Consider the following 16,658-nt stretch of genomic DNA (forward strand, 5'->3'; position numbering starts at 1 on the left):
CGCCGGGTACGCGAGCCTCTTCGTTTGATCGCGCGGAGAAACAGGGGCCGCGGTTCACGGTGGGGAGTCGGGCAGGCGGGCGCCGCCGGTGACGCCCTCCGTCCGGCGATGCAGGCCGACGGGCCTGATCGGCCGCTACGCCGGCGTCGTGCGCCCGGCGACGTGACCCCGCGGCCGGGTCGTGGTCATGACGAGGCCGGTGCTGCCGCGCCGGACGTCAGTGCCGCCTGTACGATGCGGATCGCCTCGCCCGCGTCGATGCCGACGCTGGCGATCACGGCGGCGTAGTCGGCGGCGGCCCGGCGGGCCCGCTCCCGGCCCTCCTCACCGGCGGCCGACACGAACGAGCCCGCGCGCCCGCGCGTCTCGATCAGCCCCGCCTCCTCCAGCTCCCGGTAGGCCCGGCCGACCGTGTTGACGGCCAGGCCGAGGTCGGCCGCGAGGTGGCGGATGGTCGGCAGCCGGGCGCCCACGGCCAGCGTGCGCTCCTGGATCTGCCGGGCGAGCTGGGCCCGCAGCTGTTCGAACGGCGGTACCGGCGAGGCCGCGTCGATGACGATCATCGCAGGCTCATGACCCGCCGGGCCACCGTCGCGCACGACGGCGTCTTGACACGGAGCGCGACGTACGCGCCCACGCCCAGGATCAGGTAGGCGACCGCGGCGGCGCTCAACCAGCCGGGCACGGCGCCGAACAGCACCACCATGGGCAGCGACCACTGCACGCTCGGCGTGGTGAGCTCGCGGGCGTCCTCGACGCGCATAATGACGTCGGCGGTCAGCGACTCCTCGTCCTCCGCCACGACCGGGTGCCTGAGCAGGTGGCGCAGTTGCAGGGCGGTGATGGCCATCACGCCGAGCAGGCCGATCAGCAGGACGACGGCCCGCTGCCGCACGGTGGGGTCGGGAATGGCCAGGGCGCTGCCGGCCAGTACCATCGCTCCGGCGAACGTGGCGGCCGCGAAGGCGGCGTACGGCCTGCCGAGCACGGCCCGCCAGCCGGGCTGGATCAGGTGGGCGGCCCTGCGGGACAGCGTCGCGCCCGCCCGCTGGTCGACGCGTCGCACCCACCGGTCGAGCAGCCACTGGGCCAGCAGCAGCCCGGCCACCAGCGCGGCCAAGGCCAGCAGCGGCAGCGGGTGATGCGGCGGGAGGCCGCCGAAAGCGGCGGCGAGGCTGCTCACGATGATCAGCGCGGCCAGGAGGACCTGAGCGGCGAGGCGGGCGTATGCCCGGACCGTCAGCCGGCTGGCCAGCAGCGGGGTCGGGCGGGCGTCGGCCAGGTCGTGCAGGGCCAGCCACTCGCCCGCTACGCGCAGATCGGCCGCACGCGCCGTCGGGCCGGCGTCCGGTGACGGTTCACTGGTCATAGCACCTCCTTTGTCGCAAGCTTTGTATCAACATGGTGCGTCATAACTTGCGACAAAGTCAACGCCCCGATCATTGCGAGATCCCTGCTGGCCGGGCGTCCGCCGACATCGGAACGGTGGACGGCGGCAGCTCCACCCATGCCGTCAGATCCCCCCGTCTGGGACTGATAGCACGGACCCAGGCGGGGGCCTGGAAATCCCAGGGTTCGCGACGAACTGAGGGCGGCTTTGGTCCGTGGTGGGCGCATCCGGTCCTTGGGTTCGGAAACAAGGGACGACGTACGGCTCGGCAGGCAGACCGTCGACGAGCAGCGGCGGACGCCGCGCTTGCGTTCGAGCGCGCTCGAACTCCTGGCGTCGCCGGCATGACATCTCAACCAGGGACCCAGTGGCATGGATCATCGTGCCAAGCACGCGGCGTCCTGCGCGTCCCGTCAGGCCCGCTGTCGAACTTCCACGACCTCGCCGCCAACGACGCCACCACCGACCTGCTGATCAACGTCATCACGGCTGTCGGCCAGTTCCAGCGCGACATCGGGGTCTGACCGGTATTCCTGCGAGATTGTCGGTTCCTACGAGCCCATGACCGTGTTCGAGGGGGAAGCCGCGGCTGATCGAGTCGCCGCCTGGTTCATCGAGCGGTGGGGTTCGGCCTCGGCAGCCACGGTCAACGCGCGGCTCAACGCGCTGTCCTCGGCCGTCGGCTGATGGCGGGATCAGGACTGGATCGCCGAGGACCCGTTGCGCCGGTTCAAGCATCGGCCGGTCGAGGCCGACCGTCCCCGTTCCCTGGATCGTGGCGAGGTCGCCGAGTTGCTCGGCCGGGAGGGAATCGCGCTCCGCGAGCGAACGTTGTGGCGGCTGCTGTACGAGTCAGCGGCGCGGTCTTCGGAAGTTCTGGGCCTGGATGTCGATGAGCTGATTTGCGCAACCGGTGGGCCCGGGTACGGCGTAAGGGTGGGGCGGTCGACGTCATCGTCTGGCGCACCGGCACCGCCCGGCTGCTACCCCGTCTGCTGGACGGGCGCCGGACGGGGCCGGTGTTCCTCACCGCCCGGCGGGCCCGGGTGGAGCTGCCGCCGGCCGATGTCGACGCGGGCAGCGGGAAGGCGCGGTTGTCCTACCGGCGGGCGGCCGAGCTGTTCGAGGCCGCCACCGGCGGCTGGACACTGCACCAACTCCGGCACTCGGCGCTGACCCACGCGGCCGAGGACGGCGCCAACACCTCCACCCTGCTGGCCTACTCCGGGCACACCTCGGTCGCCTCACTGGCCCGCTACGCCCGAGTTTCCGGCCAAGCACTCGCACGCTGGCAATCGGGACGTGATCCCGCCGCCCGCAGGCGCTGAGGAACGGCGCAGAAAACGATGGGGGCCAGAGAGTGTTCGTCCCCCTCGTATCCTCCTCGGATAATGATCGACCTGCCGGCCGGTGAGCGCGGGCTCAGGGGCATTTCATCAGCTTCAGGGACTTGGACCAGGCCGGAAGTACGTCGGTGATCTGCGGGCGGGTGATGGACCAGACTTCACGCCCTCGTCCTGGCACGAGTTCCTGGCCGCCCAGGAAGACGTAGGAGGTCTTGTCGAAGATGAAGGATTCGCGGCTCCGGTTGTCCACCCGGGTCACGGCGATGCCCGTTTTGCCGGTGGCGTCCTTGAGCTCCTCCACCTCGATGCCCGGCAGGGTCGCGGCGATCTTGAAGATGGCCGCCTGCAGCTTGGGCGGCATCGGGCTGCTGAGGATGCTGGTGCCGGCGCGCCAGATGTCCTTCTTGAAGAACGTCTCCTTACCGTATTCGGCCAGTTTGTGCCGGAGTTGCTCCTGATCGGTCGGCCACCCACGCAGATCGGCGTAGGCGGGGCCGCCTTGGCCGGGGCACAGGGTCTGGAGTTGCTTGTACTCGCCGCGGCCGCGATGGGGGCTGGACTTCTCCGGCTTGGCCCAGCTGAGTCTTGGGCGGGAGCCGTCGACGGACTCCCAGAACTCGCCCGTGATGCGGCGCGTACCGGGGTCGGGAATCCCCTTCTCGGGGCGTGACTCCGCGATCTGCTCGTAGTGGAGGTACTGGTCGTCGCGGGGTTCCGGCCACGGGGTGGCGATCGCGGCCTCGGCCGCCAGTCTCAGCACCTCGGCGGCACTCGCGGGCGCGGCGGGCTTGAACGTCTGGACGGCGATCGCTCCCGCGGTCATCGCCGCGACCAGGCCACCCGCCAGCATCACACGCCGCAGGCCGACCTTTCGGGCCCGGGGTCGGCGCTCCGTGCGGGCCTCGGCCAGGAGGGCGGCACGGGCGGGCGCCAGGCGGTCCGCCGTGGGGTGCGCCTTGCCGGCGAACAGGTCGCGCAGTTCGGTCAGATCGGTCAGGTCGTTCATGAGGTCTGCTCCATCGTGGGGTCGGTGCTGCCAAGGGCGCCGCGGACGATGGCCCGCGCGCGGTTGAGGCGGGAACGGACTGTGCCGATCGGGATGGACAGGGCGCCTGCGACCTCCTCATAGGTGAGGTCGGCCCAGGCCACGAGCAGGAGAACGTCGCGGTCGCGTGCCTTCAGTGAGGCGAGCGCCTGGGCGAGAGGGCGGCGTACGGCATGCGCGCTCGCCCGCTCAAGAGCCTGTTGCGCGGCGTCGTCGGCGTCGGGAAGCACGCCCACTTTCGAGTACGCCTTGTAGCGGTGTGTCTCGGCGCGCCGATGCCGGCGGATGAAGTTGGTCGCGAAGCCGTACAACCAGGGCAGGGCCTCCGGACGGGCGGTGTCGTAGTCGCGGCGCTGCCTGAACGCGGCGAGGAACGTCTCGGAGACGACGTCGTCGGCCGTGTCGTCGCCGAGTCGGCGGGCCACATAACGGTGGATGTGTCCTGCATGCCTGTCGAACAGCAGGGCGAAATCCTCGGGATCTCGCCACGACCGTTCGATCAGATCGGCGTCAGACAGGCTCGTACTGAGCGGCATGGGGGTGGGCCTTTTCAAGGAAGTAGTGTCGCCCGTCTTTCACACAAGTCGGGAAACGAGTTCACGGAGAGGCTGCCGACCGCCCGGCAGGCTCGGGTGAAGGCCAAGAGCGCCCGCGCCAAGATCCGCCGCCGGGCGCGGGAGGATTTCGTGCGGGAGATCGTCTACTGGGTGCCGACCGTCGCCGGCCGGTGATCGGGAGGTGTGTCGCTGCCGCCGAGACGCCGTTTTGACTGGGGGTGGGGCCTACTGGTGGAGCCCCGGTACCTCAACCGCCGATGCCCCGGTCAGGATGGGCATCGGCGGACTCACCCAGTGGTCGCAAACCCCCGGGCAGGTCGGGCAGGGCAAAAGAGTAGCGGCCCAGCATGTTCACGTGGGCGTGGATGAGGGGCGACAGGCGGGCAACGTCTTCATCGCGCACGGTGAAGCCCTGGACGCGTAGCTTGGTCAGGGCGGCGTCCATGTAGCGGGTGTTGAACAGCACCACAGCATTGAGGACAGGGCCGAGCGCGCCACACAGTAAGAAGCCCTCGGCAAGCTCCCCTCACAGATGCGGGCAGAAAGGCCGTTCCTCTGTCCATGAGCTGTCGCTGCCGAGCCGGTACCGGTCGAAGAAGCCTGCGTGGTGGTGTACCAGGCCAGGCCCGGATGACGCATCTCCAGTTGGCGCAGGGCAAGAGTGCCGAGCCCGCAAAACCGTCACTCCGCAGAAAAAATGATCTTGTTGAGGCGGCCGGCACCGCACGGCTCACAGACCTCGTACTGGACGCGTCCGAGCCGATGTTCACCGCGGGCGGTGATCCAGAACTCATACGACAAGGTCTGCGAGTCCGAACCCCACGGGGTGCTGGGCGTGGCGATGGCATGTGTGACCGCGTCCGATCTGGCATGGCTTACCGCCTCATACAGACTCCAGCCAAGGCCGACGTCGAGGTCAGCGACGGTGATCTTCGACCGGCCCGACACCTTGACGGTCTCCTGGGCCAGAAGATCAGCCAGGCCCTGGCCCTGAAGCCGGTTCATCGCGGCGTCGATGTAGAGGGTGTTCCACCACACCACGGCGTTGAGCGCCATCCCCAAAGCGCCGAGCTGGTCTTCCATGCCCTCGCGGTAGCCATGGCAAAGCTCGCCCAAGCGCCCGAAGAAGATACGGCGAGCCAGAGCATGACGGCTTTCGCCGATGTTCAGCTGCGCACCGATCATCCGCCGGTAGGCCTGCGAATCGATGAACTGCAGCAGGTGCAAGGTCTTAAAAATCCGGCCGTAGTGGGCGAACGCCTCTCCCAGACCGGTCATCCGGTCGCCGGTGGTCATCATCCGCAGCAGGTCATAGGCGCGGACCTTGCTGGTTTGCAGGGAGCCGGCCACGCGCAGCATGTCCTCCCAGTGAGCGCTGATCCGCTCGGCCTGGATGCGCTGGCGTGAGACCGGTTCCAACGGCCCGTAGTCGGCGCCCAGGTCAAAGCGCCACAGCCGGGCATCGGAGATGTCGGCGATGCGGGGAGAGAACTGATAACCGCAGATCGCGAACAACCCGAACACCAGGTCACTGTAGGAGGCGATGTTGGTAATCACGATCTCGGGGCGGGCAGGGCCGTCAAGGTTGAACACCGCATCCAAGATGCCCAGCGAGTCACGCAGCGTGCCGGGCATGACGATGCCCCCCAGGCCCATCACCCGGTCGGAGACGACGTTCAGCCAGGTGGCGCCGCGGCCGGAGCCGAAGTACTTGCGATTGGGCCGGGTATGGATCGAGCGCAGCGGCACCGCGAAACGCATCCCGTCGGCCGAGGCCACATGCCCACCACCCCAGTCTCCGGCGATGCCGATCTTGCCTTGGGTCTCCACCAGCAGGGCCGAGGCCGCGCGCATGCCGCCCAGGTGGAAGTAGGCGTAGTCGGCGCCGGTCAGCTGGCCCCGGGTCAGCGCTTTTTCCCCGGGCTTGACCACCGGCTCCAGCCCGATGTTGGTGGACTTGCTCACCAGCAGCGCCGTCAAGGTCAGATCCAAATCCTTCTGCCGGATCACCTGGCCGGAGACGTGCTCGAAGGCGTCGAACATGCCGGTGCGGGCGTGCACCTCCAGCAACAGCTCCGGGTAGTCGATCCGTGGCAACATCGCCGCGACCGCATCCCGGACAGCGGCCAAGCCCTCGGGCTCAGGCTCGGGCCCGAGTTTCTCCTGCCGGATCTTGCCGCCGACGATATCCACCGACGCGTTGCCCGCCAAGCCGTCGGCCACGTGCCGGTAGGTCTCCTCCAGCAGCAACTCCATCTCGGCCAGGTGCTCGGCGGCGTTGCCCGACAGCTCCAAGGCGGCCAGCACCCGCGGCCGGTTGACCTGCCAGGCCGCGCCCGACAGCAGCCGGGCACGCGGGTCGCCCCACACATCGGCCCCGCGGGCGAACACATCACGGCGCTTGAGCGCGACATGCAGCGCCTCCAGCACGCAAAACGTCCAGGCGTGCTTGTCGATCAGCCTGCCGGGCGCCAGATGCGGGTTGCCCAGCACCAGACGCCGCCAGCCTCCATCGGCCAGCAACGCCACATCGATGTGCTCGGCGGCCGGCTTGCGCCGGGCCTGTACCCCGGGCAGCCGGCGCAGCGTCTCCACGATCGGCGCTCCAGCCGTGGTCGCCCCCCACGGCACCACCTCGGCCAGCAACGCCACAAACCCTCGCACCGTGGCGTAGCGCTCCAGCAGCTGGGCCCGCCATCCGGCATCAGCGTCGGGATCGCCGCCCTCGGGCAGCATCTCGTTCAGTTCGGCTAAGGCCTTGACCAGTTGCTGGCGGGGAACGACCCGCTCGATCAACTCCCACGCCTGAGCCACGCTCAACGCCCCTGCCCGGCCCTGCCCCACTTCTGTGGCCTCATCGTCCAGGGCGTCCGGGGCGGTGAGGCCGGCCGGCGGGGTGTCCATGAGCACGCTGAGCGCACTGGCCACCGTCGCCGCAGCCTTACGCAGCCGGGGCAGCCGCACCAGGCGGGCCTTGTCCTCGGCACGCTCGGCGCGGGCCAGCAGCTTGGTGGCCATCAGCACCTCAAACAGCGTCAGCGCGTCATCCATCGAGGAGTTCTCCAGATGCCGCACCGTGGCCAGCACCGTGGCGGTACGGCGCGGCTCAGTCAGCCGCCGCAACGTCGAGGCATGCGCGCTCATCCCATAGCGGGCCATTGACCGGCGGCACCCGCCACAGATCCACCGCACCGGCCTGCAGGGCGCGCACGTCCCGGGCCCGCTCCAGCGCGCCCTTTTGGCCACGGCCCGACACCTCCCGCGGGCCGGTACGCCGGGTCTCCATCGTCGACACCGACGCCCCATCGGCAACCGGCAGCAGCCCCAGCAGCTGACGCCGCAGATCAGGAGCGACCGAGGCGTCCACCACCAGCGCGGACCTCGGTGACCAGCCGGGCCAGCGTGGTGATCCCCGGCAGCAGCACCCGCTTGCGCCGCAGCCACGTCACCGCCCGGTCGAACAACACCCGCGGTCCTTCGTCCGACAGCCACACCCGCCCGGCCACGTACCCCCGCAGCGCCAGGTCCCCGGCCTCGAAATCCCGCACCCCTAGCAGCTCCCGGATCTCCCGGGCGTGCTCGTGCCGGGTCGGCAACCGCTCGGGATAGGCCGCCAGGAAGGACGGATCGTCGATCTCCATCTGATCGGCGACGAACGCCGCCACCGCCGAGGGCGCCTGCGACGGCTCGGGCAGGAACGTGCCCAGCATCCGTACCGTTCCCCATTGGACCGCCCAGCTCAGCCGGTTGTGCGGGCGCCGCTTGAGCCTCGCCCGCTCCAGCGCCGAAGCATCCAGCCGGAAAACGACTCCAGTTCCTGCGGTGACGGTTCCCCGGCGAACTGCCCGTATCGCGCGACCTGCTCATCCGACAGGTACTCGATGGCCATGAGCCCCGACCGTATCGACCCAGAACCACCAAGATCAATTCTTAGCGTTCAATCTCGCAGGAATACCGGCCGGACCCCACATCCAGAACGAACTCACCGCCGAAGCCGAACTCTCCGACGTCCGCGCCGCCTACACCGAACAGGGCGCCTCGATCGCCGCCCTTGCCCGCACCCACGGCGTCAGCCGCGTCGCCATCCGCACCGCACTCGCGGACCTGCTGCCCGACCGGACCGTCCCCGCCCCCCCGATCCTCCTGACCGAGACCCACCCACGGCCTTCGCCGTCAGCTCGAAACGGCCGACGACAGCCGCTCCCGCTGTAACTCACCCACGCCGCCCACCCTGCGCTTCACGCTCACCCCGCGCGTCGCCATCAACGCCGCGACCCGCGCGGGACCGCTGTTCTTCGTCGCCAGCGGGGTGTCCAGATGATGAGACATGCTTCTACTTTCTGCTTGAGAGGTCGAGATACCGCCCATCACCCTGTGTAAGTAGTTTGCAACAATAAGCAATCTGGGGTTGTCGAGGGTGTCAGTGTCGCTCCGGGGAGACGCGACCGGCCGTCTCCGCCCGGCGGTAACGGCCGGGTGGCTGGCCGTACTCCCTCTTGAAGGCGTTGGCGAAGGCGAACTCGGAGGTGTAGCCCACCCGCGCGCCGATCTCGCCGAGGGGGGCGTCCGACTCGCGCAGCAGCCGGGCCGCGGTGCTCAGCCGCCACCATGTCAGGTAGGTCAGCGGCGGCCGGCCGACCAGCGTGGCGAACCGGTGGGCGAAGGCCGCCCTGGAGAGCCTGGCGTGGTCGGCGAGGCTCTGGACCGTCCACGGTCTGCCCGGCTCGTCGTGGATGGCCCGCAGGGCGGCACTCACGGCGGGATCGCTGAGCGCCGCCGACCACCCCCTGCCCGACTCGGCGGGGCCGGTGAACCAGGCGCGCAGCAGGTAGACGAGCATCGTGTCGAGCAGGGCGAGCACCACCGTGTCCGCGCCGACGCCCGGATGGTCCACCTCGGCGGCCAGTAGATCGATGGTGGCCCGCAGCCGGGGGTGGTGGCCCAGCCGCGCGGGCAGATGGATCAACTCCGGCAGGTCACGCAGGAGCGGGTGGGCCCGGCCGGGGTCCAGCCGGTAGCCGCCGCACAGCGTCACCGTCTTCTGGCCGCTGTTGCCGATGAAGTCCTTCACGAAGAGACCGGCGTCCACGGTGGGATCGCAACGGGGTTCGCTGAGCGCGCGCGTGGGGGAATCGGCCAGGCCGTAGCCGTGGCCGTGCGGGAAGAACACCACGTCACCGACGTTGAGAGCCACCGGCTCGCCCTGCCCGGGGATCAGCCAGCAGGTGCCCTGCACGATGATCTGGAACCCGGCGCTGCCTTCGACCTCGGGGAAGCGCTCCCCCCAGGGGGCGTGCCAGGAGACCGTCGCCGAGCTCGGACGGCCGGTGCGGACGCTGGCGAGCACGTCACTGAGAATGTCCACCGCCAAGACTATGACGTATAAAAGCGATATTTCAAAGTATTCACCGTCTTGCGGTGGTCTTCTAGCTTTGTCCGCATGATGAAAGCAGCGCTCTTCCACGGGTACGGCGGGACCGAGGTCATCCAGGTCGGGCGGGTCCCCGTGCCGGTCGCCGGGCCCGGCGAAGTGCTCGTCCAGATAGCCGCCACCTCGTTCAACCCCTCCGACACCGCCCTGCGCGCCGGGGCGCTGCGCGAGGTGCTTCCGCTGACCTTCCCGTACATCCCCGGCTGGGACGTCTCGGGCATCGTCGTGGCGGTCGGTGCCGGGGTGACCCGGTGGAGCATCGGGGACCGGGTCATGGGGCGGGCCGACTCGGGCGGGGCGGCGGCCGAGTTCGCCGCCGTGTCCGCTTCGCTGCTGGTCGAGGCACCGGCCTCGGTGGTCCGCGTCGGATCGGGGCCCGAACCCGCCGAGGGTGCCCTGGCCCTGGCCGCGGCCGTCCCGGTCGCCGGACTCACCGCCTGGCAGGCCGTGCACGAGCACACGAACGTGAGCGCCGGGCAACGCGTCCTCGTCAACGGCGCGGGCGGCGGTGTCGGCGGCTTCGCCGTACAACTCGCCAAGCTTGCCGGAGCCACCGTGATCGCCACCGCCTCGTCCCGCAGCGCCGCCATCGTGGCCGAACTGGGCGCCGACGAGGTGATCGACTACACCGACTCGCCCCTGCCCTCCGGCATGGACGTCGTGATCAACCTCGCCCCGGTCAGCTCGGAGACGGCCGCCGGGCTGGCCACCCTGCTGCGGCCGGGCGGCACCGCCGTGTCCGTCGCCACCCCCATCCCCGGCCACCCGTCCTTCACCGCCCGCAATGTCCCCGCCCAGCTCGCCGAACTCGGCGCGCTCGTCGCGAAAGGCGAGCTGCGGCTCGACGTGACCGAAGCCGTCGCGCTGGAGGAACTGGCCCGGGTGCACCGGCGCAGCGAAGCGGGCCGGACCCGCGGGAAGATCATCGTCCTTCCGGCCGCGCGGGGGTGGCCGGGGTACGGCGGGTGAGGAGGCCCACGAGGGGTGGAACGGCGATCAGGAGCGCGAGGGCGGCGTATCCGTGGGGGAGTGAGACCACGGCGGCGACCGTGGCGACGAGCAGGGGGCCTCCGGCGTCGCCGAGTTCGCGGCCGAGTTCGGCGGCGCCCATGGTCTGGCCCATCCGTTCGGCGGGAGTGCGAGCGGCGAGGGCCGCGAAGCCGAGCGGGGTGATGAGCCCGGTTCCGATGCCGATCAGTACGGCGGCGGCCAGGATGCCGACCAGGCCGGGCAGCGTCGCGCCCGCCAGGCCGACGGCGGTGACGAGCAGTCCGGCCGTGATGCCGGTGCGGGTCGTCAGACGTCCCTCGTCCAGTGCCCGTCCGGCGCGGGGCTGCACGATCGCCGCGCAGGCGGCCAGGACGGAGACCGCGGCGCCGGTGGCGACGGTGCCCAGGTCGGCGGCACGGCCGGAAACGGGCAGGAACCCGACCCCCACGGACAGCGCGGCGGTCGCGGCGGCCAGCGCCGCGGTCGGCGCGAGGAAGGCCGGGTCGGCCAGGCGCCGCGCCAGGTCAAGGACCGTCTGACGCCTCCTGGGCAGTGGCGGTACGGCGGGCACGGCCAGCGCGGCCCACACCGCGACCACCACGCCCAGCACCGTGAGAACCGCGAACAGCAGCCGCAGACCGCCCGCCCACACCAGCAGCCCACCGAGCAACGGGCCGAGGGTGTAACCGATCGACTTGCAGAAGCCGTACCCGCCGAACGCGCGACCCAGCTTCGTCGCCGGGTTGAGGCGGGCGACCAGGGCCGAGGCCGACGGGGAGAACGCGGAGGCCGCCGCGCCCTGCCCCAGGCGGGCGGCCCACAACCAGCCGGGACTGTCGGCGACGACGTAGACGGCGGAGGCGAGCGCGAACGCCACCAGGCCGCCGAGCAGGACAGGACGGGCGCCGATCCGGTCGGCGAGCCCGCCGAACAGCGGCTTGAGCAGCACCTCGGCACCGTCGTAGAGGGCGAGCAGGCCGCCGAGGACGAGCAGGGAGGTGACGGCGTCGTCGGAGAAACCGCCGAGGTTGGCGGCGATCCCGTGCGCGCCGAACGCGGTGGTGAACCCGGCCGCGTACAACGGCCACATCTGCCTGGCCGGAGCGGTCACCGCGCCTTCTCCAGACCTGGACCTGGATCCGGCATCTCGTACGGCGCGACAAAGACCGGCGCGGGGGTGACCCGGTGTCGGTTGGTCACCGTGTCTCCTTCGAACCCGGACCCGGCATCTCGTGCAGTGCGGTGAAGACCCGTTCGGCGTAGTTCTCGCACGCCACCGCGCACTCCCGCAGCCGCTGTCCCGCCTGGGCGGCCTCGGGGGCGCCGAAGACGTCCCGTGCCGTCAGGTCGCGGTGCCAGCGCCGCAGCCGTTCCAGCGACTGCTCCTCTTCCTCCAGTTCGGCCAGGGTGAACTTGCCGATCCTGATCTCCTTGGCCAGTTCCCGCTCGAACTTGCCGCAGTCTGCGAGGAACTCCGTCCAGTCAGCGGAGCGCGCCGCGGTGAACATCTCCCGCAGCCGTTCGGCGTCGGCGCCGTCCCGGCCGGTCGCGACGAGCGTGACGAACAGGCCGCCCGCCTGCCCGGTCAGCTCGCCCGCCCGCGCGACGCCGTCGGCGAACACGGGGACGTCGGGTACGGCCCACACGCCCTGTCCGAGCGACAGGGCACCGACCTTGCGCAGCTCCCGCCACACCGCCACCCGGTACCGGGACGGCTCCGCAGGAACCTTGACCACGAACACGAGCCACCGGCCCGCCGACCGAGAATCAGACACATCACAAAATGTATCACCTGTTACATCGCGCACCACAGGGCTGGCGAAGGTACCCTGCGGCCTGGACGAGGGACCGTACCCGGCGATCATCCGTGACCACCGGAAGGCGATCAGTTCGTACGGCCGGACAAACGTGGGGCTGAATGTTCGATGGACGTGACAAACACCGTTGGGGGGATCGCGTCCCACTATCTTCGAGTGGATGTGGAGAGTACTGCCGGGGGCGCGCGCGGAGCCGTGGACGACGGCCGTGTGCTGACGATCCGCGACCTGTCGGTCGAGATCCGGCGCGGTGAGAGGGTCATCCGCCCCGTCTCCGGCGTCAGCCTGTCACTGGACCGGGGCGAGACCCTGGGGATCGTCGGCGAGACCGGATCCGGCAAGTCCATGACCGGCCTCGCGATCATGGGCATGCTCCCCGCCGGGGGCCGGGTGACCGGTGGGTCGATCGACCTGGACGGCGAGGAGCTCGTCGGGCTTCCCCCGGCGCGCTACCGGGCCATCCGTGGCGACGACGTCGCGATGGTCTTCCAGGACTCGATGACCGCCCTGAACCCGACGCGTCGGATCGGTGAGCAGATCGCCGAGCCGGTGCGCCTGCACCGGGGCGCGTCGAAGCGGGAGGCGCGTGGGCGGGCGGAGGAGATGCTGGCCCTGGTCGGGCTGCCCCGCCCCGCGGAACGGCTCGACGACTACCCGCACCAGCTCTCCGGCGGCATGCGGCAGCGCGTGATGATCGCGATGGCACTGGCGTGCGAGCCACGGATCGTCATCGCCGACGAGCCGACCACCGCCCTCGACGTCACGATCCAGGCGGAGATCCTCGACCTCCTCGACGACCTCAGGTCCCGCCTGGGCATGTCGATGATCCTCATCACCCATGACATGGGGGTGATCGCCAGGCATGCCGACCGTGTCGGGGTGATGTACGGCGGGCGCGTCGCGGAGACCGGGCCGACCCCGGTGATCTTCCGCAGGACCCGGCACCGCTACACGCACGCGCTGCTGTCCTCGATCCCCTCGCTCACCCACGACCGGGACGAGGAGCTCTTCAGCATCCCGGGCACACCGCCCGACCTGACCGTGCTCCAGGAGGGCTGCCCCTTCGCGCCGCGCTGCGAGGCCGCGACGGACCGGTGCCGCCAGGAGCGGCCCGAGCTCTCGGCGGAGGAGGACGGCCACACCTACGACTGCTGGCACCCGGCCTCCGGCCCGGCGACCGGGGAGCGGGCACGCTTCACCACCGCACGGCTACCCCTTCCCGGACCGGAGGAGCCGCCACGGCTGCGGGTCGTCGATCTGCGGCGCGAACACCCGGCCGGGGGCAGGCGCCGTACGGTGAAGGCGGTCTCCGGGGTGAGCTTCGAGGTGGCGGCGGGGGAGACGTTCGGGCTGGTCGGCGAGTCGGGGTGCGGCAAGTCGTCCCTGGGCAGGATGCTCGTGGCCCTCGACCGGCCGACCTCCGGTGAGGTGATCTTCGACGGCGAACCGGTCAGCGGGATGAGCGCCCGCGCGCTCGGGCCACGCCGTACCCAGCTGCAGATGATGTTCCAGGACTCCAACGCCTCGCTCGACCCTCGGATGCGCATCGGCACGATCCTGCGGGAGCCGATGGCGATCCAGGGGGTCGGCGGGCGCGCGCAGCGGACCGCCCGTGCCCGTGAGCTGCTGCGGGACGTCGGCCTGCCGGAGGCGGTCCTTGAGCGTTACCCCTACGAGCTGTCCGGGGGGCAGCGCCAGCGGGTCGGGCTGGCCCGCGCGCTCGCCCTCGACCCGAAGGTGCTGGTGGCCGACGAGCCGGTCAGCGCGCTCGACGTCTCCATCCGCTCCCAGGTCCTCAACCTGATGCGCCGCGTCCAGCTCGAACGCGGGCTCAGCAGCGTCGTGATCTCCCACGACCTGGCGGTCGTGCGCTACCTGGCCGACAGGGTCGGGGTCATGTATCTCGGCAAGCTCGTCGAGATCGGCACGACGGAGGAGGTGTACGGCGCCGCGGCGCACCCCTACACGGCGGGGTTGCTCGCCGCGATCCCCGAGGCCGACCCGGACGCGCGCCCGCCACGGGAGGCCGCGGCGAGGGTGCGCGGTGAGCCGCCGAGTCCCGTCGATCCGCCGAGCGGCTGCCACTTCCGCACCCGGTGCGCGCTGGCGACCGAGGTGTGCGCCGGGACGGAACCCCCGCTGAGAGCGGTCACCGGCACCCACCGGGTCGCCTGTCACCATCCGCTGCGGCCGGTCGCCGAGCGGGAAGGCGCGTGGTCATGACCTGGTACGTGCTCAGGCGGCTGGTGGTCTCCTTCCTCGTCCTGCTCGGGATCTCCGCCGTCGTGTTCTTCCTGCTGCACCTCGTCTCGGACAGCCCCGGGCGGGTCGTCCTCGGCCAGCGCGCCTCGCCGGAGGCGGTCGCGGCCTTCAACCGGGACAACGGGTTCGACCGGCCGGTCGTGGTGCAGTACGTCAGCTATCTCGGCCAGCTCGCGCAGGGGGACCTGGGCAGGTCCTACAAGCTGAACGAGAACGTCGGGACGCTGCTGTGGCAGAACGCGGGCCGCAGCGCGATGCTCTCGCTGGCCGGTCTGGTCCTGGCGCTGGTGATCGCCGTACCGCTCGGCATCCTGCAGGCGGTCAGGCGCAACAGCCTCGTGGACCGGGCGGCGACGGCGCTGTCCTACGTGCTCTACGCCACGCCGTCGTTCCTGCTGGGGCTGGTGCTGATCGCCGTGTTCAGTCAGGCCCTGCCGGTCTTCCCGGCCGAGGCGTCCCAGTCGCACTCCCCGTGGGTGGTCTTCACCGATCCACGGTCCATGGCGCTTCCCGTGATCACGCTCGCCGTGACCAGCGTCGCGATCTTCTCCCAGTACCAACGCTCCGCGGCCCTCGACCAGCTCGGCCAGGACTACATCAGGGTCGCGCGGGCCAAGGGGCTTCCCGAGCGGCTGATCCTGACGCGGCACCTGCTGCGCAACGCCTGCCTGCCGCTGATCACGCTGGTCGGCACGCTCGTGCCCACGCTCCTGGCGGGCAACCTGATCGTGGAGTCGCTGTTCAACTATCCGGGCCTCGGCCTGCTGTTCCTCAACAGCCTGCAACGCGAGGACTATCCGGTGCTCCTCGCCTACACCCTCGTCGGCGGCGTCCTGACCGTGGCCGGAAACTTCGTCGCCGACCTCGTGGTCGCGGCCGCCGACCGCCGAATCGAGTTGCGGAAATGACCTCACAACGCACGGGCACCGTGGCACGGGCGCTGCGGCGCAGCCCGCTCGGCCTGGCCGGAGGGGTGCTCCTGGTGCTCCTGGCCGGGTTCTGCTTCCTCGGCCCGCTGATCTACCCCACCAACCAGACCGACGTCGACCTGGTCAACGCGGCCCTGCCGCCAGGCCCCGGATATCCGCTCGGGACGGACACCAACGGCTTCGACGTGCTGGGTCGGCTGATGGCGGGCGGCCAGGTCTCCCTGCAGATCGGCCTCCTCGCCGCGATCTTCGCGACCACGATCGGCACCCTGTACGGCGCCGTCGCCGGGCTGGCCGGGGGAGTCGTCGACGGGTTCCTGATGCGGCTTGTCGACGTCATGCTGTCGGTGCCGTTCCTGTTCTTCGTCCTGATCCTGTCGGCCCGCTTCCACGCCAACGCCCTGTCGCTGAGCCTCGTCATCGGCGGGTTCTCCTGGCTGGTCTCCGCCCGTCTGGTCCGCGGCGAGGTGCTCACCCTGCGGGTGCGGGAGTTCGTGCTGGCCGCGAAGGTGATGGGAGCCTCCAGGACGAGGCTCATCCTCACCCACCTGATCCCGAACGCGCTCGGCGTGATCATCGTCAACATCACCTTCCAGGTCGCCGACGCGGTCCTCGTCGTCGCGGCCCTGGGGTTCCTCGGCTTCGGCCTGACCTACCCGACAGCCGACTGGGGAAGTCAGCTCGCCAGCGGCGTCACCTACATCTCCGCTGACTACTGGTGGCTGATCTATCCCGTCGGCGGCTGCATCGTCCTGACGGTCCTGGCGCTCAACCTGCTCGCGGACGCCCTCAGGGACGCCATCGGGCGACGGGCCGACTGAGGGACGGTGAACGGAGATGGAACCGTGTCTGTACGGCGCGACGGACCTGGGGCCGAGGAATTGTCGGGCC

Annotated in this window: 20 protein-coding genes and 1 pseudogene; 8 read left to right on the forward strand and 13 right to left on the reverse strand. The window is 70.5% G+C overall.

The window, feature by feature from the left end:
- Window positions 1–185: 185 nt before the first annotated feature.
- Both FHS44_RS09670 and FHS44_RS09675 read right to left on the reverse strand, forming a co-directional pair.
- The gene (locus FHS44_RS09670) at window positions 186–563 is read right to left on the reverse strand and encodes a GntR family transcriptional regulator (RefSeq protein ID WP_184713637.1); all 378 of its coding nucleotides are present in this window, start codon (window positions 561–563) and stop codon (window positions 186–188) included.
- On the reverse strand, window positions 560–1,369 hold the full coding sequence (locus FHS44_RS09675; protein ID WP_184713638.1) for a hypothetical protein: 810 nt from the start codon (window positions 1,367–1,369) through the stop codon (window positions 560–562). Before FHS44_RS09675 ends, FHS44_RS09670 begins: the two co-directional genes overlap by 4 nt.
- Before the next feature lie 365 nt (window positions 1,370–1,734).
- Here FHS44_RS09675 and FHS44_RS09680 point away from each other — a divergent pair, with 365 nt between their 5' ends.
- From FHS44_RS09680 to FHS44_RS40100, 3 genes are all read left to right on the forward strand, one after another.
- On the forward strand, window positions 1,735–1,914 hold the full coding sequence (locus FHS44_RS09680; protein ID WP_184713639.1) for a hypothetical protein: 180 nt from the start codon (window positions 1,735–1,737) through the stop codon (window positions 1,912–1,914).
- A 37-nt stretch (window positions 1,915–1,951) separates the two neighbouring features.
- Window positions 1,952–2,077, forward strand: coding sequence for a hypothetical protein (locus FHS44_RS41685; protein WP_281401356.1), 126 nt, complete (start codon window positions 1,952–1,954; stop codon window positions 2,075–2,077).
- Between the two features lie 215 nt (window positions 2,078–2,292).
- On the forward strand, window positions 2,293–2,718 hold the full coding sequence (locus tag FHS44_RS40100) for a tyrosine-type recombinase/integrase (RefSeq protein ID WP_221460627.1): 426 nt from the start codon (window positions 2,293–2,295) through the stop codon (window positions 2,716–2,718).
- A 94-nt stretch (window positions 2,719–2,812) separates the two neighbouring features.
- Here FHS44_RS40100 and FHS44_RS09690 read toward each other — a convergent pair whose 3' ends face one another.
- Together FHS44_RS09690 and FHS44_RS09695 are read right to left on the reverse strand one after the other, a co-directional pair.
- Window positions 2,813–3,742 (reverse strand): CU044_5270 family protein, encoded by a 930-nt coding sequence (locus tag FHS44_RS09690; RefSeq protein WP_184713640.1) that lies wholly within the window; start codon window positions 3,740–3,742, stop codon window positions 2,813–2,815.
- Window positions 3,739–4,206 carry an RNA polymerase sigma factor gene (locus FHS44_RS09695; RefSeq protein ID WP_312863585.1) on the reverse strand — a complete coding sequence of 156 codons (468 nt, stop codon included), beginning with the start codon at window positions 4,204–4,206 and terminating at the stop codon, window positions 3,739–3,741. The genes FHS44_RS09690 and FHS44_RS09695 overlap by 4 nt, the downstream gene beginning before the upstream one ends.
- A gap of 21 nt (window positions 4,207–4,227) precedes the next feature.
- Here FHS44_RS09695 and FHS44_RS40105 point away from each other — a divergent pair, with 21 nt between their 5' ends.
- Window positions 4,228–4,512 carry a hypothetical protein gene (locus FHS44_RS40105; RefSeq protein ID WP_221460903.1) on the forward strand — a complete coding sequence of 95 codons (285 nt, stop codon included), beginning with the start codon at window positions 4,228–4,230 and terminating at the stop codon, window positions 4,510–4,512.
- A gap of 73 nt (window positions 4,513–4,585) precedes the next feature.
- Here the strand turns inward: FHS44_RS40105 and FHS44_RS09705 are convergent.
- The 7 genes and pseudogenes from FHS44_RS09705 to FHS44_RS09730 all read right to left on the reverse strand — a co-directional run.
- A pseudogene (locus tag FHS44_RS09705) lies at window positions 4,586–4,834 on the reverse strand (Tn3 family transposase); the annotation flags it as partial.
- Window positions 4,835–5,019: 185 nt separating this feature from the next.
- Window positions 5,020–7,482, reverse strand: a complete 2,463-nt coding sequence (locus FHS44_RS09710) for a Tn3 family transposase (protein ID WP_184713643.1) — start codon at window positions 7,480–7,482, stop codon at window positions 5,020–5,022.
- Window positions 7,445–7,708 carry a hypothetical protein gene (locus tag FHS44_RS09715; protein ID WP_184713644.1) on the reverse strand — a complete coding sequence of 88 codons (264 nt, stop codon included), beginning with the start codon at window positions 7,706–7,708 and terminating at the stop codon, window positions 7,445–7,447. Before FHS44_RS09715 ends, FHS44_RS09710 begins: the two co-directional genes overlap by 38 nt.
- Window positions 7,683–8,135 (reverse strand): DUF4158 domain-containing protein, encoded by a 453-nt coding sequence (locus FHS44_RS09720; RefSeq protein WP_221460721.1) that lies wholly within the window; start codon window positions 8,133–8,135, stop codon window positions 7,683–7,685. The genes FHS44_RS09715 and FHS44_RS09720 overlap by 26 nt, the downstream gene beginning before the upstream one ends.
- Window positions 8,078–8,227, reverse strand: a complete 150-nt coding sequence (locus tag FHS44_RS40110; protein WP_221460628.1) for a hypothetical protein — start codon at window positions 8,225–8,227, stop codon at window positions 8,078–8,080. Before FHS44_RS40110 ends, FHS44_RS09720 begins: the two co-directional genes overlap by 58 nt.
- A 284-nt stretch (window positions 8,228–8,511) precedes the next feature.
- Window positions 8,512–8,667: a hypothetical protein gene (locus FHS44_RS09725; RefSeq protein ID WP_184713645.1), complete on the reverse strand. Its 156-nt coding sequence runs from the start codon at window positions 8,665–8,667 to the stop codon at window positions 8,512–8,514.
- A gap of 91 nt (window positions 8,668–8,758) precedes the next feature.
- Complete coding sequence (locus FHS44_RS09730; RefSeq protein WP_184713646.1) at window positions 8,759–9,703, reverse strand: AraC family transcriptional regulator; 945 nt, start codon at window positions 9,701–9,703, stop codon at window positions 8,759–8,761.
- Between the two features lie 75 nt (window positions 9,704–9,778).
- On the opposite strand from FHS44_RS09730, the gene FHS44_RS09735 reads away from it, so the two are divergent.
- On the forward strand, window positions 9,779–10,738 hold the full coding sequence (locus FHS44_RS09735) for an NADP-dependent oxidoreductase (protein WP_221460630.1): 960 nt from the start codon (window positions 9,779–9,781) through the stop codon (window positions 10,736–10,738).
- Here the strand turns inward: FHS44_RS09735 and FHS44_RS09740 are convergent.
- Both FHS44_RS09740 and FHS44_RS09745 read right to left on the reverse strand, forming a co-directional pair.
- Window positions 10,692–11,870, reverse strand: coding sequence for an MFS transporter (locus FHS44_RS09740; RefSeq protein ID WP_221460631.1), 1,179 nt, complete (start codon window positions 11,868–11,870; stop codon window positions 10,692–10,694). The two genes, FHS44_RS09735 and FHS44_RS09740, sit on opposite strands and share 47 nt — an antisense overlap.
- Before the next feature lie 85 nt (window positions 11,871–11,955).
- Window positions 11,956–12,534, reverse strand: a complete 579-nt coding sequence (locus FHS44_RS09745) for a Chromate resistance protein ChrB (RefSeq protein ID WP_184713647.1) — start codon at window positions 12,532–12,534, stop codon at window positions 11,956–11,958.
- Between the two features lie 237 nt (window positions 12,535–12,771).
- Between FHS44_RS09745 and FHS44_RS09750 the strand changes: the two genes are divergently transcribed.
- From FHS44_RS09750 to FHS44_RS09760, 3 genes are read left to right on the forward strand one after another with little or no spacing between them, the layout of a single operon-like run.
- Window positions 12,772–14,799: a dipeptide ABC transporter ATP-binding protein gene (locus FHS44_RS09750; RefSeq protein WP_221460632.1), complete on the forward strand. Its 2,028-nt coding sequence runs from the start codon at window positions 12,772–12,774 to the stop codon at window positions 14,797–14,799.
- Window positions 14,796–15,746 carry an ABC transporter permease gene (locus FHS44_RS09755; protein WP_184713649.1) on the forward strand — a complete coding sequence of 317 codons (951 nt, stop codon included), beginning with the start codon at window positions 14,796–14,798 and terminating at the stop codon, window positions 15,744–15,746. The genes FHS44_RS09750 and FHS44_RS09755 overlap by 4 nt, the downstream gene beginning before the upstream one ends.
- Complete coding sequence (locus tag FHS44_RS09760; RefSeq protein WP_184713650.1) at window positions 15,743–16,588, forward strand: ABC transporter permease; 846 nt, start codon at window positions 15,743–15,745, stop codon at window positions 16,586–16,588. Before FHS44_RS09755 ends, FHS44_RS09760 begins: the two co-directional genes overlap by 4 nt.
- The last annotated feature ends 70 nt before the right edge of the window (window positions 16,589–16,658 follow it).

The organism is Streptosporangium saharense, assembly GCF_014203715.1.
GTDB classification, from domain to species: Bacteria; Actinomycetota; Actinomycetes; order Streptosporangiales; family Streptosporangiaceae; genus Streptosporangium; species Streptosporangium saharense.

Coding starts and splice junctions, on each gene's coding strand:
- FHS44_RS40105 (WP_221460903.1), top strand. CDS start 4,228: ATGCCTGTCGAACAGCAGGGCGAAATCCTCGGGATCTCGCCACGACCG.
- FHS44_RS09725 (WP_184713645.1), bottom strand. CDS start 8,667: ATGTCTCATCATCTGGACACCCCGCTGGCGACGAAGAACAGCGGTCCC.
- FHS44_RS41685 (WP_281401356.1), top strand. CDS start 1,952: ATGACCGTGTTCGAGGGGGAAGCCGCGGCTGATCGAGTCGCCGCCTGG.
- FHS44_RS09735 (WP_221460630.1), top strand. CDS start 9,779: ATGATGAAAGCAGCGCTCTTCCACGGGTACGGCGGGACCGAGGTCATC.
- FHS44_RS09680 (WP_184713639.1), top strand. CDS start 1,735: ATGACATCTCAACCAGGGACCCAGTGGCATGGATCATCGTGCCAAGCA.
- FHS44_RS09710 (WP_184713643.1), bottom strand. CDS start 7,482: ATGAGCGCGCATGCCTCGACGTTGCGGCGGCTGACTGAGCCGCGCCGT.
- FHS44_RS09670 (WP_184713637.1), bottom strand. CDS start 563: ATGATCGTCATCGACGCGGCCTCGCCGGTACCGCCGTTCGAACAGCTG.
- FHS44_RS40110 (WP_221460628.1), bottom strand. CDS start 8,227: ATGGCCATCGAGTACCTGTCGGATGAGCAGGTCGCGCGATACGGGCAG.
- FHS44_RS09755 (WP_184713649.1), top strand. CDS start 14,796: ATGACCTGGTACGTGCTCAGGCGGCTGGTGGTCTCCTTCCTCGTCCTG.
- FHS44_RS09675 (WP_184713638.1), bottom strand. CDS start 1,369: ATGACCAGTGAACCGTCACCGGACGCCGGCCCGACGGCGCGTGCGGCC.
- FHS44_RS09690 (WP_184713640.1), bottom strand. CDS start 3,742: ATGAACGACCTGACCGATCTGACCGAACTGCGCGACCTGTTCGCCGGC.
- FHS44_RS09760 (WP_184713650.1), top strand. CDS start 15,743: ATGACCTCACAACGCACGGGCACCGTGGCACGGGCGCTGCGGCGCAGC.